16 protein-coding genes are annotated in these 14,658 nt (G+C 63.5%); 11 read left to right on the forward strand and 5 right to left on the reverse strand.

Annotated features, from left to right (window positions below):
- Positions 1-149 precede the first annotated feature (149 nt).
- The 10 genes from K414_RS0107840 to K414_RS0107890 all read left to right on the forward strand — a co-directional run bounded on the left by K414_RS0107840 (position 150) and on the right by K414_RS0107890 (position 8,915).
- A complete protein-coding gene (locus K414_RS0107840) occupies positions 150-1,352 on the forward strand; it encodes a cytochrome P450 (RefSeq protein ID WP_027495452.1) in 1,203 nt (400 codons plus the stop codon).
- Positions 1,349-1,546, forward strand: coding sequence for a ferredoxin (locus tag K414_RS0107845; protein WP_027495453.1), 198 nt, complete (start codon positions 1,349-1,351; stop codon positions 1,544-1,546). Before K414_RS0107840 ends, K414_RS0107845 begins: the two co-directional genes overlap by 4 nt.
- A complete protein-coding gene (locus K414_RS0107850) occupies positions 1,543-2,685 on the forward strand; it encodes an FAD-dependent oxidoreductase (protein ID WP_027495454.1) in 1,143 nt (380 codons plus the stop codon). The genes K414_RS0107845 and K414_RS0107850 overlap by 4 nt, the downstream gene beginning before the upstream one ends.
- Positions 2,686-2,693: 8 nt before the next feature.
- Positions 2,694-3,086, forward strand: coding sequence for a hypothetical protein (locus K414_RS0107855; protein WP_027495455.1), 393 nt, complete (start codon positions 2,694-2,696; stop codon positions 3,084-3,086).
- A gap of 6 nt (positions 3,087-3,092) precedes the next feature.
- Entirely contained in the window at positions 3,093-3,851 is a 759-nt protein-coding gene (locus K414_RS0107860) for a 1-acyl-sn-glycerol-3-phosphate acyltransferase (protein ID WP_027495456.1), read from the forward strand.
- A gap of 34 nt (positions 3,852-3,885) precedes the next feature.
- A complete protein-coding gene (locus K414_RS0107865) occupies positions 3,886-4,431 on the forward strand; it encodes a TetR/AcrR family transcriptional regulator (protein ID WP_027495457.1) in 546 nt (181 codons plus the stop codon).
- Between the two features lie 106 nt (positions 4,432-4,537).
- Positions 4,538-6,127 carry a GMC oxidoreductase gene (locus K414_RS0107870; RefSeq protein ID WP_027495458.1) on the forward strand — a complete coding sequence of 530 codons (1,590 nt, stop codon included), beginning with the start codon at positions 4,538-4,540 and terminating at the stop codon, positions 6,125-6,127.
- A gap of 20 nt (positions 6,128-6,147) precedes the next feature.
- Positions 6,148-7,440 (forward strand): lipase family protein, encoded by a 1,293-nt coding sequence (locus K414_RS0107875; RefSeq protein WP_237606151.1) that lies wholly within the window; start codon positions 6,148-6,150, stop codon positions 7,438-7,440.
- Between the two features lie 258 nt (positions 7,441-7,698).
- Positions 7,699-8,442, forward strand: coding sequence for an EAL domain-containing protein (locus tag K414_RS26330; RefSeq protein WP_161631781.1), 744 nt, complete (start codon positions 7,699-7,701; stop codon positions 8,440-8,442).
- 140 nt (positions 8,443-8,582) lie between these two features.
- Complete coding sequence (locus K414_RS0107890) at positions 8,583-8,915, forward strand: DUF3140 domain-containing protein (RefSeq protein WP_027495461.1); 333 nt, start codon at positions 8,583-8,585, stop codon at positions 8,913-8,915.
- Positions 8,916-9,027: 112 nt separating this feature from the next.
- On the opposite strand, the gene K414_RS0107895 is transcribed toward K414_RS0107890, so the two are convergent.
- Entirely contained in the window at positions 9,028-9,462 is a 435-nt protein-coding gene (locus K414_RS0107895) for a GNAT family N-acetyltransferase (protein ID WP_027495462.1), read from the reverse strand.
- A gap of 31 nt (positions 9,463-9,493) precedes the next feature.
- A complete protein-coding gene (locus tag K414_RS0107900) occupies positions 9,494-9,883 on the reverse strand; it encodes a DUF4234 domain-containing protein (protein ID WP_230073142.1) in 390 nt (129 codons plus the stop codon).
- 244 nt (positions 9,884-10,127) lie between these two features.
- Here K414_RS0107900 and K414_RS0107905 point away from each other — a divergent pair, with 244 nt between their 5' ends.
- Positions 10,128-10,520: an ankyrin repeat domain-containing protein gene (locus K414_RS0107905; RefSeq protein ID WP_237606152.1), complete on the forward strand. Its 393-nt coding sequence runs from the start codon at positions 10,128-10,130 to the stop codon at positions 10,518-10,520.
- Positions 10,521-10,522: 2 nt separating this feature from the next.
- Here K414_RS0107905 and K414_RS0107910 read toward each other — a convergent pair whose 3' ends face one another.
- The 3 genes from K414_RS0107910 to K414_RS0107920 form a co-directional block, all read right to left on the reverse strand.
- The gene (locus K414_RS0107910) at positions 10,523-12,661 is read right to left on the reverse strand and encodes a catalase (RefSeq protein ID WP_037219002.1); all 2,139 of its coding nucleotides are present in this window, start codon (positions 12,659-12,661) and stop codon (positions 10,523-10,525) included.
- 70 nt (positions 12,662-12,731) lie between these two features.
- Complete coding sequence (locus K414_RS0107915) at positions 12,732-13,376, reverse strand: GAF and ANTAR domain-containing protein (RefSeq protein ID WP_161631782.1); 645 nt, start codon at positions 13,374-13,376, stop codon at positions 12,732-12,734.
- A 214-nt stretch (positions 13,377-13,590) separates the two neighbouring features.
- Complete coding sequence (locus tag K414_RS0107920; RefSeq protein WP_027495467.1) at positions 13,591-14,643, reverse strand: YihY/virulence factor BrkB family protein; 1,053 nt, start codon at positions 14,641-14,643, stop codon at positions 13,591-13,593.
- Between the last annotated feature and the right edge of the window lie 15 nt (positions 14,644-14,658).

Raw genomic sequence — 14,658 nt, forward strand, 5'->3', positions numbered from 1 at the left:
GCTCTGTGGGTCAGTGAGCGCAGCCTATCGCGAATCAAGTATGACGAATTCGTCAAAAAGCCTTGACGTACGACCGTGCCATGAGTGACGATATCGTCAACACCCTGTGAAGGCAGGGGCCTCGACTTCCGGCAGCACCGAAGGATCCCATGACAACGAACGCGACGATTCCGCAGTACCGCACCGACCTGTACTCCACCGACGCGATTCTCGATCCGTACCCGCACTATGCCCGGCTGCGCGCGCTGGGTCCGGTGGTGTGGCTGCCCCGCCAGCAGGTGTTCGCCGTCTCGCGCTACGCGGATTGCAAGGCGGTGCTGCTCGACGACGTGACCTTCATCTCGGGTGACGGTGTGGCGCTCAATCCCGTCGCCAATCGGCTCGGCCGCGGAACGACACTGAACAGTGACGGCGACGAGCATGCGACCAAGCGATCGGTGCTCGCGCATCGGCTCACTCCGAAGGCCGTCCGAAAGATGAAGGCGGCTGTGGAGGAGAAGGCCGAGACCGTCGTCGACGCGGCACTGAAGAAACAATTTGTCGACGGCGTGGACGATCTCGCGACAGCGCTGCCGATGTCGATCGTGCCCGATCTCGTCGGGTGGCCAGAGGACGGACGCGAGGATCTACTCCGCTGGGCTGGTGCGACATTCGACTCCCTCGGTCCCGTGAATCGACACTCGATCACCGCTGTCAAGGGTGCCGCAGAGATGCTTGCCTACTCGCGGCGCGTGGTGCGAGATCGATCGGTGATTCCGGGAAGTATGGGCGACGATGTTCTGAAGGCGGCCGACGACAACAAGATTCAGAAGTCGGCATGTCCCGCGTTGATGGTCGACTACCTCGGTCCCTCGCTCGATACCACCATCGGAGCGATTTCCGGGGCCCTCGACCTGTTCGCGCGGCACCCCGAGCAGTGGCAGGCGATCAGACAGGACCCGGACCTGATCCCCAAAGCGATCAACGAGGTCGTTCGATACGAGTCGCCGATCAGAGCATTCTCGCGTCGCGCGGTCCGTGACGTCGAGATCGACGGATCACGAATCCCGAAAGGTGCTCGTGTACTGGTGGTCTACGCGTCGGCGAACCGCGACGAGCGTGAATGGGACAACCCCGATGCCTTCGACATCACCCGTGACGCGGCGCGTCAACTCGGCTTCGGTTCGGGCGTGCACGGGTGCGCCGGCCAGGGGCTTGCTCGTCTGGAAGCCCAGACCATGCTCCGAGTGCTGGCGCAGCGGGTAGAGAAGTTCGTTCCCGCAGGAACACCCGTACGCGCTGTCAACAACGTCATTCATCGATACGAACGGTTGCCGCTGAAATTGGTGGCAGCAGAAGGGACACAGCCATGAGGATCGACGTCGATTGGGATCGCTGCGAGGGCCACGGCATCTGTGCCGAACAGGCACCCAAGGTGTTCAGCCTCGATGACGAGGGCGAACTGCACTACGCCTTCGATGGCAACGACATTCCCGACGACCTCGCGGCCTCGGCCCGGTCTGCGGTCGGCGTGTGTCCGGTGGCGGCACTGCGAGAACAGGCGTGAGCTCTCTCGAGAGCAGGATCGTCGTCGTCGGAGACTCCATAGCCGCGTGCACCGCTGTCCGCGAACTGAGGGCCCGCGGACACGAAGGTCCACTGACGATGATCGGGGCCGATGCCGACGGTTGCTACGCGCGGCCGCCGTTGTCCAAGCACGTGCTCAAAGGCGAAGCAGCCGAGGCGGAAACGTGGGATCTGTCGGACCTCGGGATCGAGGCGATCGGTGATCGGGCCGTGTCGGTGAATCCCGAGGCCCACACAGTCACGACCGCCGCCGGTACCGATGTTCCGTACGATCGGTTGATCGTCGCCACCGGAGCGGCTGCACGTCGCATTGCGGCTCCCGGGCAAAGGGGCGAGACGGTGCTGCGGACCTTCGACGATGTTCGGGCACTACGTCCGAAACTCGATGCGGCGCAGACGGCGATCGTCGTCGGTGCCGGATTCCTCGGCATGGAGGTCGCCAGTGCGTGCGTTTCTCGCGGAATCGCAGTCACCGTCGTGGACGTCGACCCTCCGTTGACACGGCTACTGGGTACCTATCTGTCCGACGCGATTACCGCGCGTGCCGAGGCCGCGTCGGTCGAGTTTCTCCGCGCGGACAGCCCGGTTACGTTGACGGGCAACCCCGTTACCGGGATCGAGTTCGCGGGCCGCATCCTCGACGCCAATGTGGTGGTCACCTGCGCCGGTGATGTGCCCGAGACGGAGTGGTTGAACGGCACCGGAATTGCCGACGATCGAGGTGTTGCCATCGACGAGCGCTGCGCCACAGCAGTTCCCGACGTGTTCGCCGCAGGCGACGTCGCGTATTCACGTGCCGGTTCCGGTCGAGCGCCGTTCTGGTCGAATGCCGTCGCGCAGGGCAAGGTCGCAGCGGCCTCCGCACTCGGCCTCGAACCCACGTGTGCGCCCACCGACAACTACTTCTGGACCGAGATTCTGGGACTGTCCATCAAGGTCGTCGGTCCTCTTCCGCTACTGGGTAATCCGACCGTGCTAGAGGGTTCCGTCGACGACGGATCGGCGCTGCTGCAGTGGAACCACGAGGACGGCCGCACGACCATCGTTGCCTACGGCATGAAGAAGGCCGTCGGCCTGCTCCGACGGCTTGCTCGCGACTCCGCTGTTCCCACTACGTAAGGAATTTCATGGCTTTCGGCTCTGCGTCCGGTCTGGTTCGTCGTCTTCCCGAGGCGGTCGGGCTTGCTCGGGCCGCGATCGGCATCGCCCACATGGTGGCGCCCACTCGCGCCAACGAACTCCTCGCCGGGCCCGATGCTGCGGTGGCGACGACGCGAGCTGCGGCTCGCACCTTCGGAATTCGGGAAATCTACATCGGCGGCGGCCTGTATGCGGCAACTCGGCTCGCGCCGAAGGCCGTGCGCACCCTGCTGCGAGCAGGTGTGGCCGTCGACGTCTGGGACACGGCGGCGTTCGCGCTCACCGCTCACCTGCCGCCACGAACGAGAACAGCCGGCTGTGCAATCGCCGGAGGTTTCGTGATCGCCGGCGCGCTGGCAGACCTGCAACTGGACCGGTAGTCGGCGGTGGACAACATCGCTCGAGTCGTTCGCGCGGCGAGCATCAGTGCTGTTCGCCTCTACAACCGATTGGAAGTGACCGTAGCGCAACCGGTTCCGGATACCCCGGTGCTGTTCGTCGCCAACCACGGGTTCGGCGGAGTCATCGATCTCAATGTGTTCGCATTCGCGGCCGCATACGACGAGCTCGGTATCGACCGCGAGCTGATCACGTTGACCCACCAGATCGCGTGGACTCTGCATGCCGAGAAGCTGATCGAACCGTTCGGTGCCAGGCCCGCCGGACGACAAACGGCCCTGGACGCTTTTGCGGAGGGCAGCAATGTCCTGGTCTTCCCGGGCGGTGACGTCGATGCTTTGAAATCGTGGCGGCACCGCAACGACATAGTGTTCTCGGGTCGGACCGGGTTCGCCCGTTTGGCAATCGAGGCGGGGGTGCCGGTCGTTCCCGTCGTCACAGCGGGAGCGGGGGAGTCCCTGCTGGTACTCAGCAGTGGTAAGCAGTTGGCGAAGGCGCTGAGGTTGGACAAGGTACTGCGGCTCAAAACGTTTCCGTTGTCGGTGTCCATTCCGTGGGGCGTCAATCTCGGTCTGGTCGGGCTTCTTCCGTACCTGCCGCTCCCCACCAAACTCGAGACGTCGGTGCTCGCGCCCATGCATCCCGACGCCGACGAGTCGGCGGAGGAGTTCGCGGGGCGGGTGCACGGGGCGATGCAGGCCGAGCTCGAAAAATTGACGAAGAATCGGCGGCCTCTCATCGGATGACTCGCCGAGCCGGGATTGCCGTCATACTCGAACCATGCGTTCGAAGCAGAAGATTCTCGACGCCACCCTCGGGCTCATTGCCGAGGGTGGGTTCGAGGATGTCACCATTGCCGCGGCTGCGCGGGCGGCAGGCGTGACGCGTCAGACGGTGTATTCGATCTTCAGCACGCGCGAGGACATGATCTCGGAGGCGATGGTCGGTCTTGTCGTCGACGTGATCGGTGGCATCCGGGCAAAGGCCGATCAGGCCGAGACGCCGTCCGAGTTCGTCGTAGAGACTATTGTGGCTGCACGCAACCTCATTCGACGAGAACCGGTGCTCAATTCTCTGATGCGTTCAGGCAACGCCAACCCGTTGTTCGATCCGGACATGATGGATCGAGCCGAACCGGTGGTGCGTCAGTTCCTCGACGGTTACATCGAACGCAATCCCGAATTCGATGCGACGCGGTTCGATGGTATCGATTCCGTGCTTGTGCGTAACGGGCTGTCCGTCATCTTGTTCGACGACGCGCAGATCCACGACGACGACGGTTTGCGGTCATACCTGCGGCGCTGGCTGATTCCGCTCCTGTTCTGACGGACCCCCAAAAACTTGACACCATAAGCCGCATCTGTCTAGTTTTGCTTCGCACGTGCACGTGACACAGGTCTCGTGCGCGCTGCTGCACACCATTGGGGGGTACGTGTCGAATTTGAATCGCCGGTCGTTTCTCGGCGCGACTGCGGTTGCGGGATTGGCCGCACTATCGGGCGCGGGAGTGGCGCGAGCAGCGGGCGGGCGACGCGTCCAGATCCCGCTGACCCGCGAGGATCATCGTGTGGTGATCATCGGATCGGGGTTCGGCGGTGGCGTCGCCGCATTGCGCCTGGCCGAAGCCGGGGTGCCGGTTCTGGTGCTCGAGCGCGGAAGACGTTGGAACACAGGACCGAACGCAGACACGTTTCCCGATGCCACGTCACCGGACAAGCGAATGCTGTGGCACGGTTCGAGTCCCAACCTGTTCGGCAGGCCAGTTCCGTTCGATCCGTACGTCGGCCTCCTCGAGGCGGTGCCCGGAGACAACATGACCGCGCTGTGCGCGGCCGGTGTCGGAGGCGGATCCCTGATCTACCAGGGAATGACACTGCAGCCATCGCAGCCGGTGTTCGAGGAACACTTTCCGGCCGGACTGGATTGGCCGACTCTGAATCGGGTGCACTACCCACGCGTGGCGCGGATGTTGCAGCTCCAGCAGGCTCCCGACGAGTTGATCGGTACGCCCAATTATCAAGCAGCGCGGGTGTTTGCGGCCAATGCTCGTCGAGCGGGGCTGCCGGTGTCCAAGATCCCGATGCCGATCGACTGGAACTTCGCCCTCGACGAGACGCGCGGGGTGATGGCACCGTCGTACACCGATGGGTCCGGTGCATTCGGAGTCAACAACGGCGGCAAGCACTCCGTGGACGTCACCTACATCGCGGCCGCCGAGGCGACGGGGCTGGCCACGGTCGCGACGCAGCACGATGTCACGAGTGTCGAGCGGCGTGCCGACGGCCGTTGGACGGTGTATGTCGATCGAATCGATTCCGACGGAACGGTTCTGGAGAACAAGGTTCTCACCGCCGGCACGCTGATCATGGCAGCCGGAAGCCTGAACACCACCAAACTGCTCGTCCGCGCCGGAGCGACCGGAGGCATTCCCGATCTCCCGAACGAGTTGGGGCAGGGCTGGGGCACCAATGCCGATCGCATCTACGTGTGGTCGAGCATCGAGCAGCAATTCGGTGCACCCCAAGGCGGACCGGTGGTGTTCGGCAGCCTCAACTGGGACGACCCGAACACTGCGCACACCGTCATCCAGGCCTCGATACCGCCGTTGTCGTTCGATGCCCACAGCACGATGCTCGTCGGGTACGGAGTCAGCAGCGGCCGCGGCCATTTCGGCTACGACTCCTCCATGGACCAGGTGCGACTACATTGGCCGGCCAACGGCGACAGCCTGATTCAGGACGGTTCGATCGATCCGACGGTGCGTCGTATCGCCGGATCGGGCAGTGTTCTCACCGATACCAATGCACTGTTCCCGTCCACCTGGCATCCGTTGGGTGGGGCCAACATGGGCGCAGTATGTGATCTTGACGGTCGTGTCCACGGCCAGCGAGGACTGTATGTCCTCGACGGGGCACTCATGCCCGGCACCACCGCAGCGTGCAACCCATCCATGACTATCGCCGCACTGGCCGAACGTGCGCTGGACAACATCGTTGCCGACGACATCGGCACCGTTATCTGACCCCCACCAGAAAGAGACCGATGCATCTGTACCGCACCATGATCGGCGTCGCAGTCACCGCCGTGCTCGCGTCTTCCCTGACCGTGCTTGGAGGCTCGGCAGCGAATGCCGACCCCGTCGACGACTTCTACGTCCCTCCGGCTCAGGTCGTCGACGACCCGGGGGCCGTGTTGCGGACGCAGCCGATGTCACTGTTCGCGGCTCTGCCCGGTGCGGACGGTGCCTACCCCGTTCAGGCGCAGCGGGTGCTGTACTCGTCACGGACGCAGGACGATACGCCGGTGGGCGTGTCGGGCACGTTCATCGAGACCGAGGTGCCCTGGCGCGGTGCAGGCCCGCGGCCGACCATCGTCGTCGCGCCCGGCACGGTGGGTCAGGCCGATCAGTGCGCTCCTTCTCGTGCGTTTCCGACGACTGTCAACGCTGTGGCACAACCATTGTCGATCTCGTTCAATCAGGAATTGTTGTCTTCCACTCTGTGGGGATCGATGGGTGCCAACGTATTCGTGACCGACTACATCGGGTTGGGAACGCCCGGTGTGCACACCTATGTCAATCGTGTCGAGCAGGCTCATGCGGTGCTCGACGGTGCTCGTGCCGCGAACGAGCTCCTAGGTGATACCGATGCACCCGTTGGTATCTGGGGGTACTCCCAGGGCGGTGGGGCGGCAGCCGCGGCGGCCGAACTGGCCTCGGAGTACGCACCTGAGGTCGATCTGAAGGGTACGTGGGCCGGAGCACCTACAGCGGACTTGCTCGAGGTGTTGAAGACCGTCGACGGGACGCTGATCGGAGGGGTGATCGGCTATGCCCTCAACGGGTTCGTAGAGCGGGATCCGAGCTTGCTGCCGCTCGTCGAAGAGAGACTCACCGATCACGGCAAGGCAGTGCTGAACGATCTGTCGACGCAGTGCATCGGCGACACCATTCTGAAGTACCCGTTTCTGCGAACCGAATCGTTGACCGCGGACGGCAAGTCGATGCTCGAGAATCTGGGCACCATTCCGCAGGCGGGTCGTATTCTCGAGGCTCAGCGGATCGGTCGCAGTACTCCGAACGCACCGGTGATGATCACCAGCGGACTCAACGACGACACCGTGCCGTACGGTCAGGCCCGGAAGTTGGCTCAGGATTGGTGTGGGCGAGGTGCCACGGTGGAGTTCCGAACCAACCCTTTGCCGCCGATCCTGCAGGGTGCGGTGTTGCCCAACCACTTCGGGCCACAGCTGATCGACGGGTACGGCGGTGCCGCTGCAGCGTTCCTGATGGATCGGTTCGCCGACGTCCCCATGGCACCATGCTCCATCGACTGATCGGCGGCCGCAGGCGCTGGCGGCTGGTGCGAGAATTCGTACTCCGCCACCGCTGTCCCGCACGCCTGAGCGCCGAGCAACGCGCCGCTGACTATGTCGCGATAGCCGAATCTTTCGGCGCCTTTTGGCCTCGCGACACACGACGAGTTCGGGTGCTGATCAGCAGCTTCGGCGATCGGGATCCTGATGCAGTCGTTGCCGCGATGCGCCCGGTTGCAGCTCCGGTTCAGCTTCACCCGGTGGTGCGGGTGTGGAATCGTGCCGTCGACTAGGGCAGCGTCGACACCGCTACGCTCGACCCTGTTGCGGTCACGGCGTCGGGTGGAGGCTGCGATTGCAGGCGGTGGCCCGGACATCGTCTTTCAGCCGATCGTCCGTGCACGCGATGGGTTGATCGAGGGATACGAGGCCCTGTCGCGTTTCCCGGCGGGCGGCGGTGACACCGAGGCGTGGTTCGCCGATGCAGCGCAGTGCGGCCTCGGTCCTGCTCTGGACAGATCTGCGGCCGTCAAGGCATTGGGAGAATCAGCGCGTCTGCCGGATGGTTGCTTCGTTGCGGTGAACCTCAGTGCTGCAACGCTACTGATCGATGCTGCCCTCGTGGATGTGCTGCTCGACTTCGGCCGACGACGGTCACTGGTAATCGAGCTCACCGAACACGCCGCCCAGGACGACGAGGACGCGGTGGTGGCAGTGTTGGCCGAACTTCGACGCGGCGGCGTCGCTGTCGCGGTGGACGATGTGGGATCCGGGTACGCAGGTATGCGGCAGCTCGTCGTGCTCGAGCCGCAGATCATCAAACTCGACGCGTTCGTCGTTCACGGTATGAAAGGCAATCGAGTGAAGTCGGCGTTGGCCGAACTGGTCCTCGAGTTCGCGCGAAAAACGGAGGCCAGGTGCGTGTTCGAGGGAATCGAGACCGACGACGACCTCGAAGCGGCCACGTCGATCGGGGCCGACCTGCTGCAGGGCTTTCGAGTGGGCCGCCCTGCGGCGGTGTAGTCAGATCTGACCAGCAGGTTGAGTACCGCCCAACTGTGGGTATGCGGCGGACTAGGAACGAGACGAGTTCCGAAGGCCGATGCGGTCGAACGGGAGACACGCGGCACCACCACTGAGGGTGAATCGAAGGAGACGGCTCGATGGCCGATGACGACAGTGACATCAAGACGGAGTTCGATGACCTCGTCAACATGACGGCGAAGGAACTCGACGAGTTTCTCGGCACCGACGACTCGAAGGACGTCGGGCAAAAGAAGGACGGCGGCGAGTCGACGGGCCACGAGAGCGGCCGCCGCATCGTCGAAATCCTGAAGACGAAGAAGGCGGACCTGTCCGACGACGACTACGAGCACATGCGAAAGGTCGTCGGCTACTGCAAACGACACCTTGCGCAGCGGCCCGACGGGGACATCACCGACACCAAATGGCGCTACTCACTGATGAACTGGGGCCACGACCCGAAGAAGAAGTGATCTCGCTTCGCTGACGGAAGGTCTGCTCCAGTCGGGGCCTCGGTCGCGAGGATTCTCCGACTCGGGGCCCAGAGTGGAGCACAAGTTGCACACGCACCGACACTGGGCTGATTCAGCTGGGATGGGTGGACATCTTCACGTGCGGGATTCCCGCTTCCAGGTATTGCTCGCCCATCCGAACGAATCCGAAGCGGCCGTACCACTTTTCGAGGTGTGCTTGCGCGGACATCTCGACCACCCCGGGGTACGCCTTCAGCGCGGCCTCGACGAGCTGTCCGGCATAACCGCGGCCACGGCCCGCAGCAGCAGTCGCGACGCGACCGATGTGGACCGTGTCGTCGACGAGCACTCGGAGAGTGGCCAACACCTCTCCGTTTTCGTCCTGGATCCAGAACAGTTCGGTCGTCGGAAGTAGGTCTGCGCCATCGAGTTCGGCCTCGTCGACGATCTTCTGTTCGTGCACGAATACCGCGACCCGCAGCGCCATGATGCGGTACAGGGTGCTCGGGTCGACGCGCGAGAGCGGTGCGTGATGGAGGGTGGTCATCGTGTCCGTTTCGTCGTTTCGGTTTCGGGATTCACACCGCGAGCGGCACAACGGTTCCCGGCGGTACGTCGTTGTATCGGGCCGTGATCTTGTTCAGTTCCAGCTGGTAGTACAGGGACTGCAGGCCGAAGACGAACGTGAGCAGAAGTCCGACGACCGAGCTGCACGTCGGCTGAAGGCCGGCCGCGCGTTGGGCGTCGGCGATGCGGTTTCCTGTGTTGTAGTAGCTGATCAACGGCGCGATGATGGTCCAGCCGAGGAGGAGCAGAACCAGCAGTGGGCCGACGACCGGCGGGTCGACCTTGCGTCGGTCGAAGTCCGCCATCTCACGGTGGATGAGGTAGTACCAGACGAAGTGGTAGATGCCGAGAGTGATGAGCGGCAACAGGATCCACACGACAACGGGGTTTCGCCGCTTCATCGCACTACCTTGGGCAACCGGGCCGGTCATAATGCTCCCCCCAACCTTGTCGGACGCGACAGACGCCGCATGCCCGTGGACCGCACGATTCTCCCACGTCGGTGGGTCCGTACGCGAGGTCTCGCTCCGTGCGGGAACACTCGCACGGTCACTGCACGAGAATGCGGTCGATAGAACGGAGCAGCGCTCGATCCAGATCGACGGTGCTTGGTTGGAACCTCGCTGCTCGGGGGATCATGTGTCGGTGGACGACGACGATGTTCTGGCAGTGTTTCGGCATGCATTCGACTGCGCGCGCGGCGGTGACGCCTCGTGGTTGCAGTCGTTTTTCGAGGCCGGAGGGTCCGTCGACCTGACCAACGACAAGGGCGACACACTGTTGATTCTGGCGGCGTATCACGTACAACCAGGTGCGGTGAGCATGCTTCTGACGCTGGGGGCTGCGGTGGATCGCGTGAACGACAACGGTCAAACAGCGTTGGCGGCCGCGGTGTTTCGTCGGTCGACGCCCATTGTGAGGATGTTGCTGAAGGCAGGCGCGGACCCCGCAGCCGGGGCTCGATCGGCGCACGCAATCGCCCAGTACTTCGAGTTGGACGACATGGCAGCGATGCTGACCGAGCCCCAGTCGGGGTAGCCCTACTTCCTGGCCTTGGCCTTGGCTGCCCGCTTACGAGCAGGCTTGTCGGGGACTGCAGGCGGGATGTTCGACGCCATCACCGCGGGGGCACGATCCCAGGCTCGGTGCAATCCGACCGCAGCGAGCAACGCGTCGTTGAACGCTTTCACCGCTGTCTCGCCGATGACGACGCCTGCGTCGTCGGCACCGATTCCGGCCTGCTCGAGCAGTGCCGCTCCGTCGCCCCAGGCACCCATCGCTTTGCAATGACGGAATGCTTCCTGCAGCAGCAGGATCAGCTTGATGTCGTTCGTCGGTGTTGTTCCGCCCGCGACGACGAAAGCGTCGAACTCGATCGAACGAACTGTGAGGAATGTTCGCTCGACCACCTGAGTGCGCACGCCTTTACCGAGGATGCCGCCGGCCGCAGCGATGACGTGCACTGTGGCACCGCGGCGCGCGGCTGCCGTCCGTAGCTTGCCGATTCCGGACAGGTCCGATCCGGCGTCGGCGATGACGCCGATCTTGCGTCCGGCAATCGGTCCTGGAGCCTCGACGATCTGAGACAGTGCGGTGGAGAGCAGCACGTCCTCAGCGGGTGTGCCGACTGGTGCAGGCAGGCCGAGGCCGGCGGCGACGCGCTCGCACAGATCGGCGTCGACATTCGAGAGAACCTCGAGCTCGCGTTCCTTGATCGATTGCTCGAACACTTTGCCCAACTCGAACGTGAATGCCTCGACGAGGTGATCCTGCTCGACGGCACTGAGGCTGCGATAGAACATGGTGGGCTGGGTGAAGTGGTCGTCGAAGGATGCGGGGTTCGCTCGTACTGCGCGTCCTTCGATGAGGCGTTCGGTCTGCACGTAACCGTGGTCCTTCTCACCTGCTACCGCTGGTTCTCCGTCGTCGACGGAGTTGCTGAGGTACGGGGCCAGGCCGGTGTGGACGGCGGTCTGGTGCATGCCGTCTCGCAGCATGTCGTTGACAGGTGCATGCGGCCGGTTGATCGGCAGTTGCGAGAAATTGGGGCCGCCGAGACGCGTGATCTGGGTGTCCAGGTAGGAGAACAGACGCGCCTGCATCAGTGGATCGTTGGTGACTTCGATGCCCGGCACCAGGTGGCCCGTGTGGAACGCGACCTGCTCGGTTTCGGCGAAGTAGTTCGTGGGGTTAGCGTCGAGGGTGAGCTTGCCGATGGGTTGCACCGGAACCAGTTCTTCAGGAACGATTTTCGTGGGATCGAGCAGATCGATGCCCTCGTAGGTCTCGGTGCCATCGTCGGGCATGACCTGGATTCCGAACTCGTATTCCAGTGGGGCACCGGCCTTGATGCCGTCGGACATGTCGCGTCGATGGAAGTCAGGATCGACCCCCGCTGCGATCTGGGCTTCCTCCCATACCAGCGAATGCACTCCGGCAAGCGGCTTCCAATGGAATTTGACCAGCCTGGTCTCGCCGTTCTCGGCGACGAGGCGGAACGTGTGGACGCCGAAGCCTTCCATCGTGCGATACGAGCGCGGGATACCTCGATCGCTCATGTTCCACATGACGTGGTGAGTTGCCTCGGTGTGCAGCGAGACGAAGTCCCAGAAGGAGTCGTGTGCCGACTGAGCTTGCGGCAGTTCGATATCGGGCTGCGGTTTGCCGGCATGAATGATGTCGGGGAACTTGATGCCGTCCTGGATGAAGAAGACGGGCATGTTGTTTCCGACCAGGTCGAAGGTTCCTTCGTCGGTGTAGAACTTGACCGCGAAACCGCGGGTGTCGCGGACGGTGTCGGCGGAACCACGCGATCCGAGAACGGTCGAGAAGCGGACGAAAACCGGTGTCCGCTTGCCCTTCTGGGCGAGGAATCCTGCCTTGGTCACGGTCTTCGCCGACCCGTATGACTCGAACGTTCCATGTGCGGCGGCACCGCGTGCGTGCACGACGCGCTCCGGTATTCGCTCGTGGTCGAAGTGGGTGATCTTCTCGCGAAGATGGAAGTCCTCGAGCAACGTCGGGCCTCGATCGCCCGCCTTCAGTGAATGATCGGTGTCGGGTAGACGTACGCCTTGCGCAGTGGTCAGGAAATCACCGGTTTGGGCTCTCGTATCGCGAGCTCCGGTCGGGCCGTTGGGTGCCGGCGACGATTGATCCGGGCGAGGGATGGGTGGCATGTTCGGCCTTCTTTCGTTGTTGGAGCTGTCAACTCGGACGTTCGTGGTCGATGGACGGTGGGCTTCGATGTCACGCGCTCCCCGGGTCGTCGTAGAACAAGCCGTCTCCGCGGACGATGTCGAACGCGAGGGAGGATATCGAGCGGGCATCGGCGTAGGCACGGGCACGCAGCCGCGCGGTTGCCTCGTCGAGCGACACATGCAGACGTTCGGCCAACACACCGACTGCGATGTTGATGTCGGACCGAGCGAAGCGGAATGGGCCGTCGGGTGGGCGAAGTGTCGACTCGTCGAAGAAGTCCGGTCGGGCTGCGACTTCACTGACGACGATGTCACCGAGGGTCGAGGCTGCGGCCTGGGCAGCAGTGATCTGTTGTGCCGTCATAGTTCCGGACTTCTGGGTGTAGAGCTCGAGGACCCCGAGTCGAGCACCGCCACTGAACAATGGGAACGCATACACCCCGTGCACGCCGAGCTCCTGAAGAACTTCCGACGCGAACGATGGCCATCCCGTGGTATCGGGCCGATTACCGATGTCCGGGTGCAGTTGCGGCACCCCGGTGACGAAGGCATCGATACAGGGGCCCTCGCCGGTGGTGAATTGGAGCTCGTCGATGCGGGCAGCTTCGGAGTTCGTGGCGTACAGCAGATCCCGAGCATCGGCATCGTCGGTGAGGATGGCGACCGCGGCTCCATCCACGCCGGCGTCGGTCACACACCTCTTGCTGACTCGTGCAACCCCCTCCAGATGGTGTCCGTACATCGATGCGCTGAAGCTATCGGAGTCCGGGGCGTGGGCGCGTCGGGACTCTTCCGTATTTTCTTCCTCGGCCACGTTGCCTTGCCTCTCTGTGTCATTCGAACTGCCACACCGAATCAGCGCACCACGCGGAACTGTTTCATCGACCGGTCGGTGGCGTCCGGGATGTTCACGGAGTTCGGTTGTGTTCCTCCCGCAATTTTCGACCTTGCTCGACGGCCTGTGCGTCTTTTTCGTCGTTCTTGTCCGAGACCCGGGTGTCTCGGGGCGGCAGTTGCAGGCGTTCTTCGGCGACGATCCCGGCCTGGAGTTGGCGGCCGCGTTCGAGTTCGGAATCCAGTTCGGCACCGAACAGCAAGGCCAAGTTGGTGATCCACAGCCACAGCAAGAACACGATGGCTCCGGCAAGGGAGCCGTAGGTCTTGTTGTAGCTGGAGAAGTTGGCGACGTAGAAGCCGAATGCGACGGTGGCGAGAATCCATACGATGATGCCGACCGCGGCACCGGAACTGATCCATTTGAACTTGGGCTGCTGCACATTCGGTGTTGCGTAGTACAGAATCGCGACCGCGAGTACCACCACGATCAGGACGAGCGGCCATCGTGCGATGTTCCAGATCGTCAGTGCGGTGTCGCCCAGTCCGACGGCGTCGCCCACAGCTTTGGCCACGGGGCCACTGATGGCCAGCATGACGGCGGCGAGCGCAATCAGGGTCAAGGCGATGAGCGTGACCAGAAGCATCACGGGGCGCAGCTTCCAGATGGGCCGTCCCTCGTCCACCTCGTACATGCGGTTCATCGCGCGGCCGAATGCGCCGACGTAGCCGGATGCAGACCACAGTGCGCCTGCGATACCGATGATCAACGCGAATCCGGCAGTGGGCGCTTGGACGAGCTGTTCGATGGTGGGACGCAACGTGTCGACAGCGGATTGCGGGCCGAGATCGCCGACGATCTGCAGCACGCCGTCGACCGTGGCCTGTCCCTGGCCGAACACACCCAGCAACGACACGATGGCCAGGATGGCGGGGAAGAGCGAGAGCACGGCGTAGTAGGTCAAAGCAGCTGCAAGGTCGGTGCACTGATCCCGGGAGAACTCACGGGCGGTTTTCTTCAGTACATAGATCCACGACGGCTTGGTCAGATCGGCGGGTGAATCCGCTTTGCGCGGATCGTCCGGATCTGCCTCGGTGGGTGCGGGTGATGCTGCTGAATCGGCCATGGCGATCGCATACCC

This window comes from Rhodococcus sp. JG-3, from assembly GCF_000482405.1.
In the GTDB taxonomy this organism is placed as follows: Bacteria; Actinomycetota; Actinomycetes; order Mycobacteriales; family Mycobacteriaceae; genus Rhodococcoides; species Rhodococcoides fascians.

Bases quoted from the DNA above. Each gene is read 5' to 3' on its own strand.
- K414_RS0107840 (WP_027495452.1), top strand. From the start codon at position 150: ATGACAACGAACGCGACGATTCCGCAGTACCGCACCGACCTGTACTCC.
- K414_RS0107845 (WP_027495453.1), top strand. From the start codon at position 1,349: ATGAGGATCGACGTCGATTGGGATCGCTGCGAGGGCCACGGCATCTGT.
- K414_RS0107855 (WP_027495455.1), top strand. From the start codon at position 2,694: ATGGCTTTCGGCTCTGCGTCCGGTCTGGTTCGTCGTCTTCCCGAGGCG.
- K414_RS0107865 (WP_027495457.1), top strand. From the start codon at position 3,886: ATGCGTTCGAAGCAGAAGATTCTCGACGCCACCCTCGGGCTCATTGCC.
- K414_RS0107875 (WP_237606151.1), top strand. From the start codon at position 6,148: ATGCATCTGTACCGCACCATGATCGGCGTCGCAGTCACCGCCGTGCTC.
- K414_RS0107890 (WP_027495461.1), top strand. From the start codon at position 8,583: ATGGCCGATGACGACAGTGACATCAAGACGGAGTTCGATGACCTCGTC.
- K414_RS0107895 (WP_027495462.1), bottom strand. From the start codon at position 9,462: ATGACCACCCTCCATCACGCACCGCTCTCGCGCGTCGACCCGAGCACC.
- K414_RS0107900 (WP_230073142.1), bottom strand. From the start codon at position 9,883: ATGAAGCGGCGAAACCCCGTTGTCGTGTGGATCCTGTTGCCGCTCATC.
- K414_RS0107910 (WP_037219002.1), bottom strand. From the start codon at position 12,661: ATGCCACCCATCCCTCGCCCGGATCAATCGTCGCCGGCACCCAACGGC.
- K414_RS0107920 (WP_027495467.1), bottom strand. From the start codon at position 14,643: ATGGCCGATTCAGCAGCATCACCCGCACCCACCGAGGCAGATCCGGAC.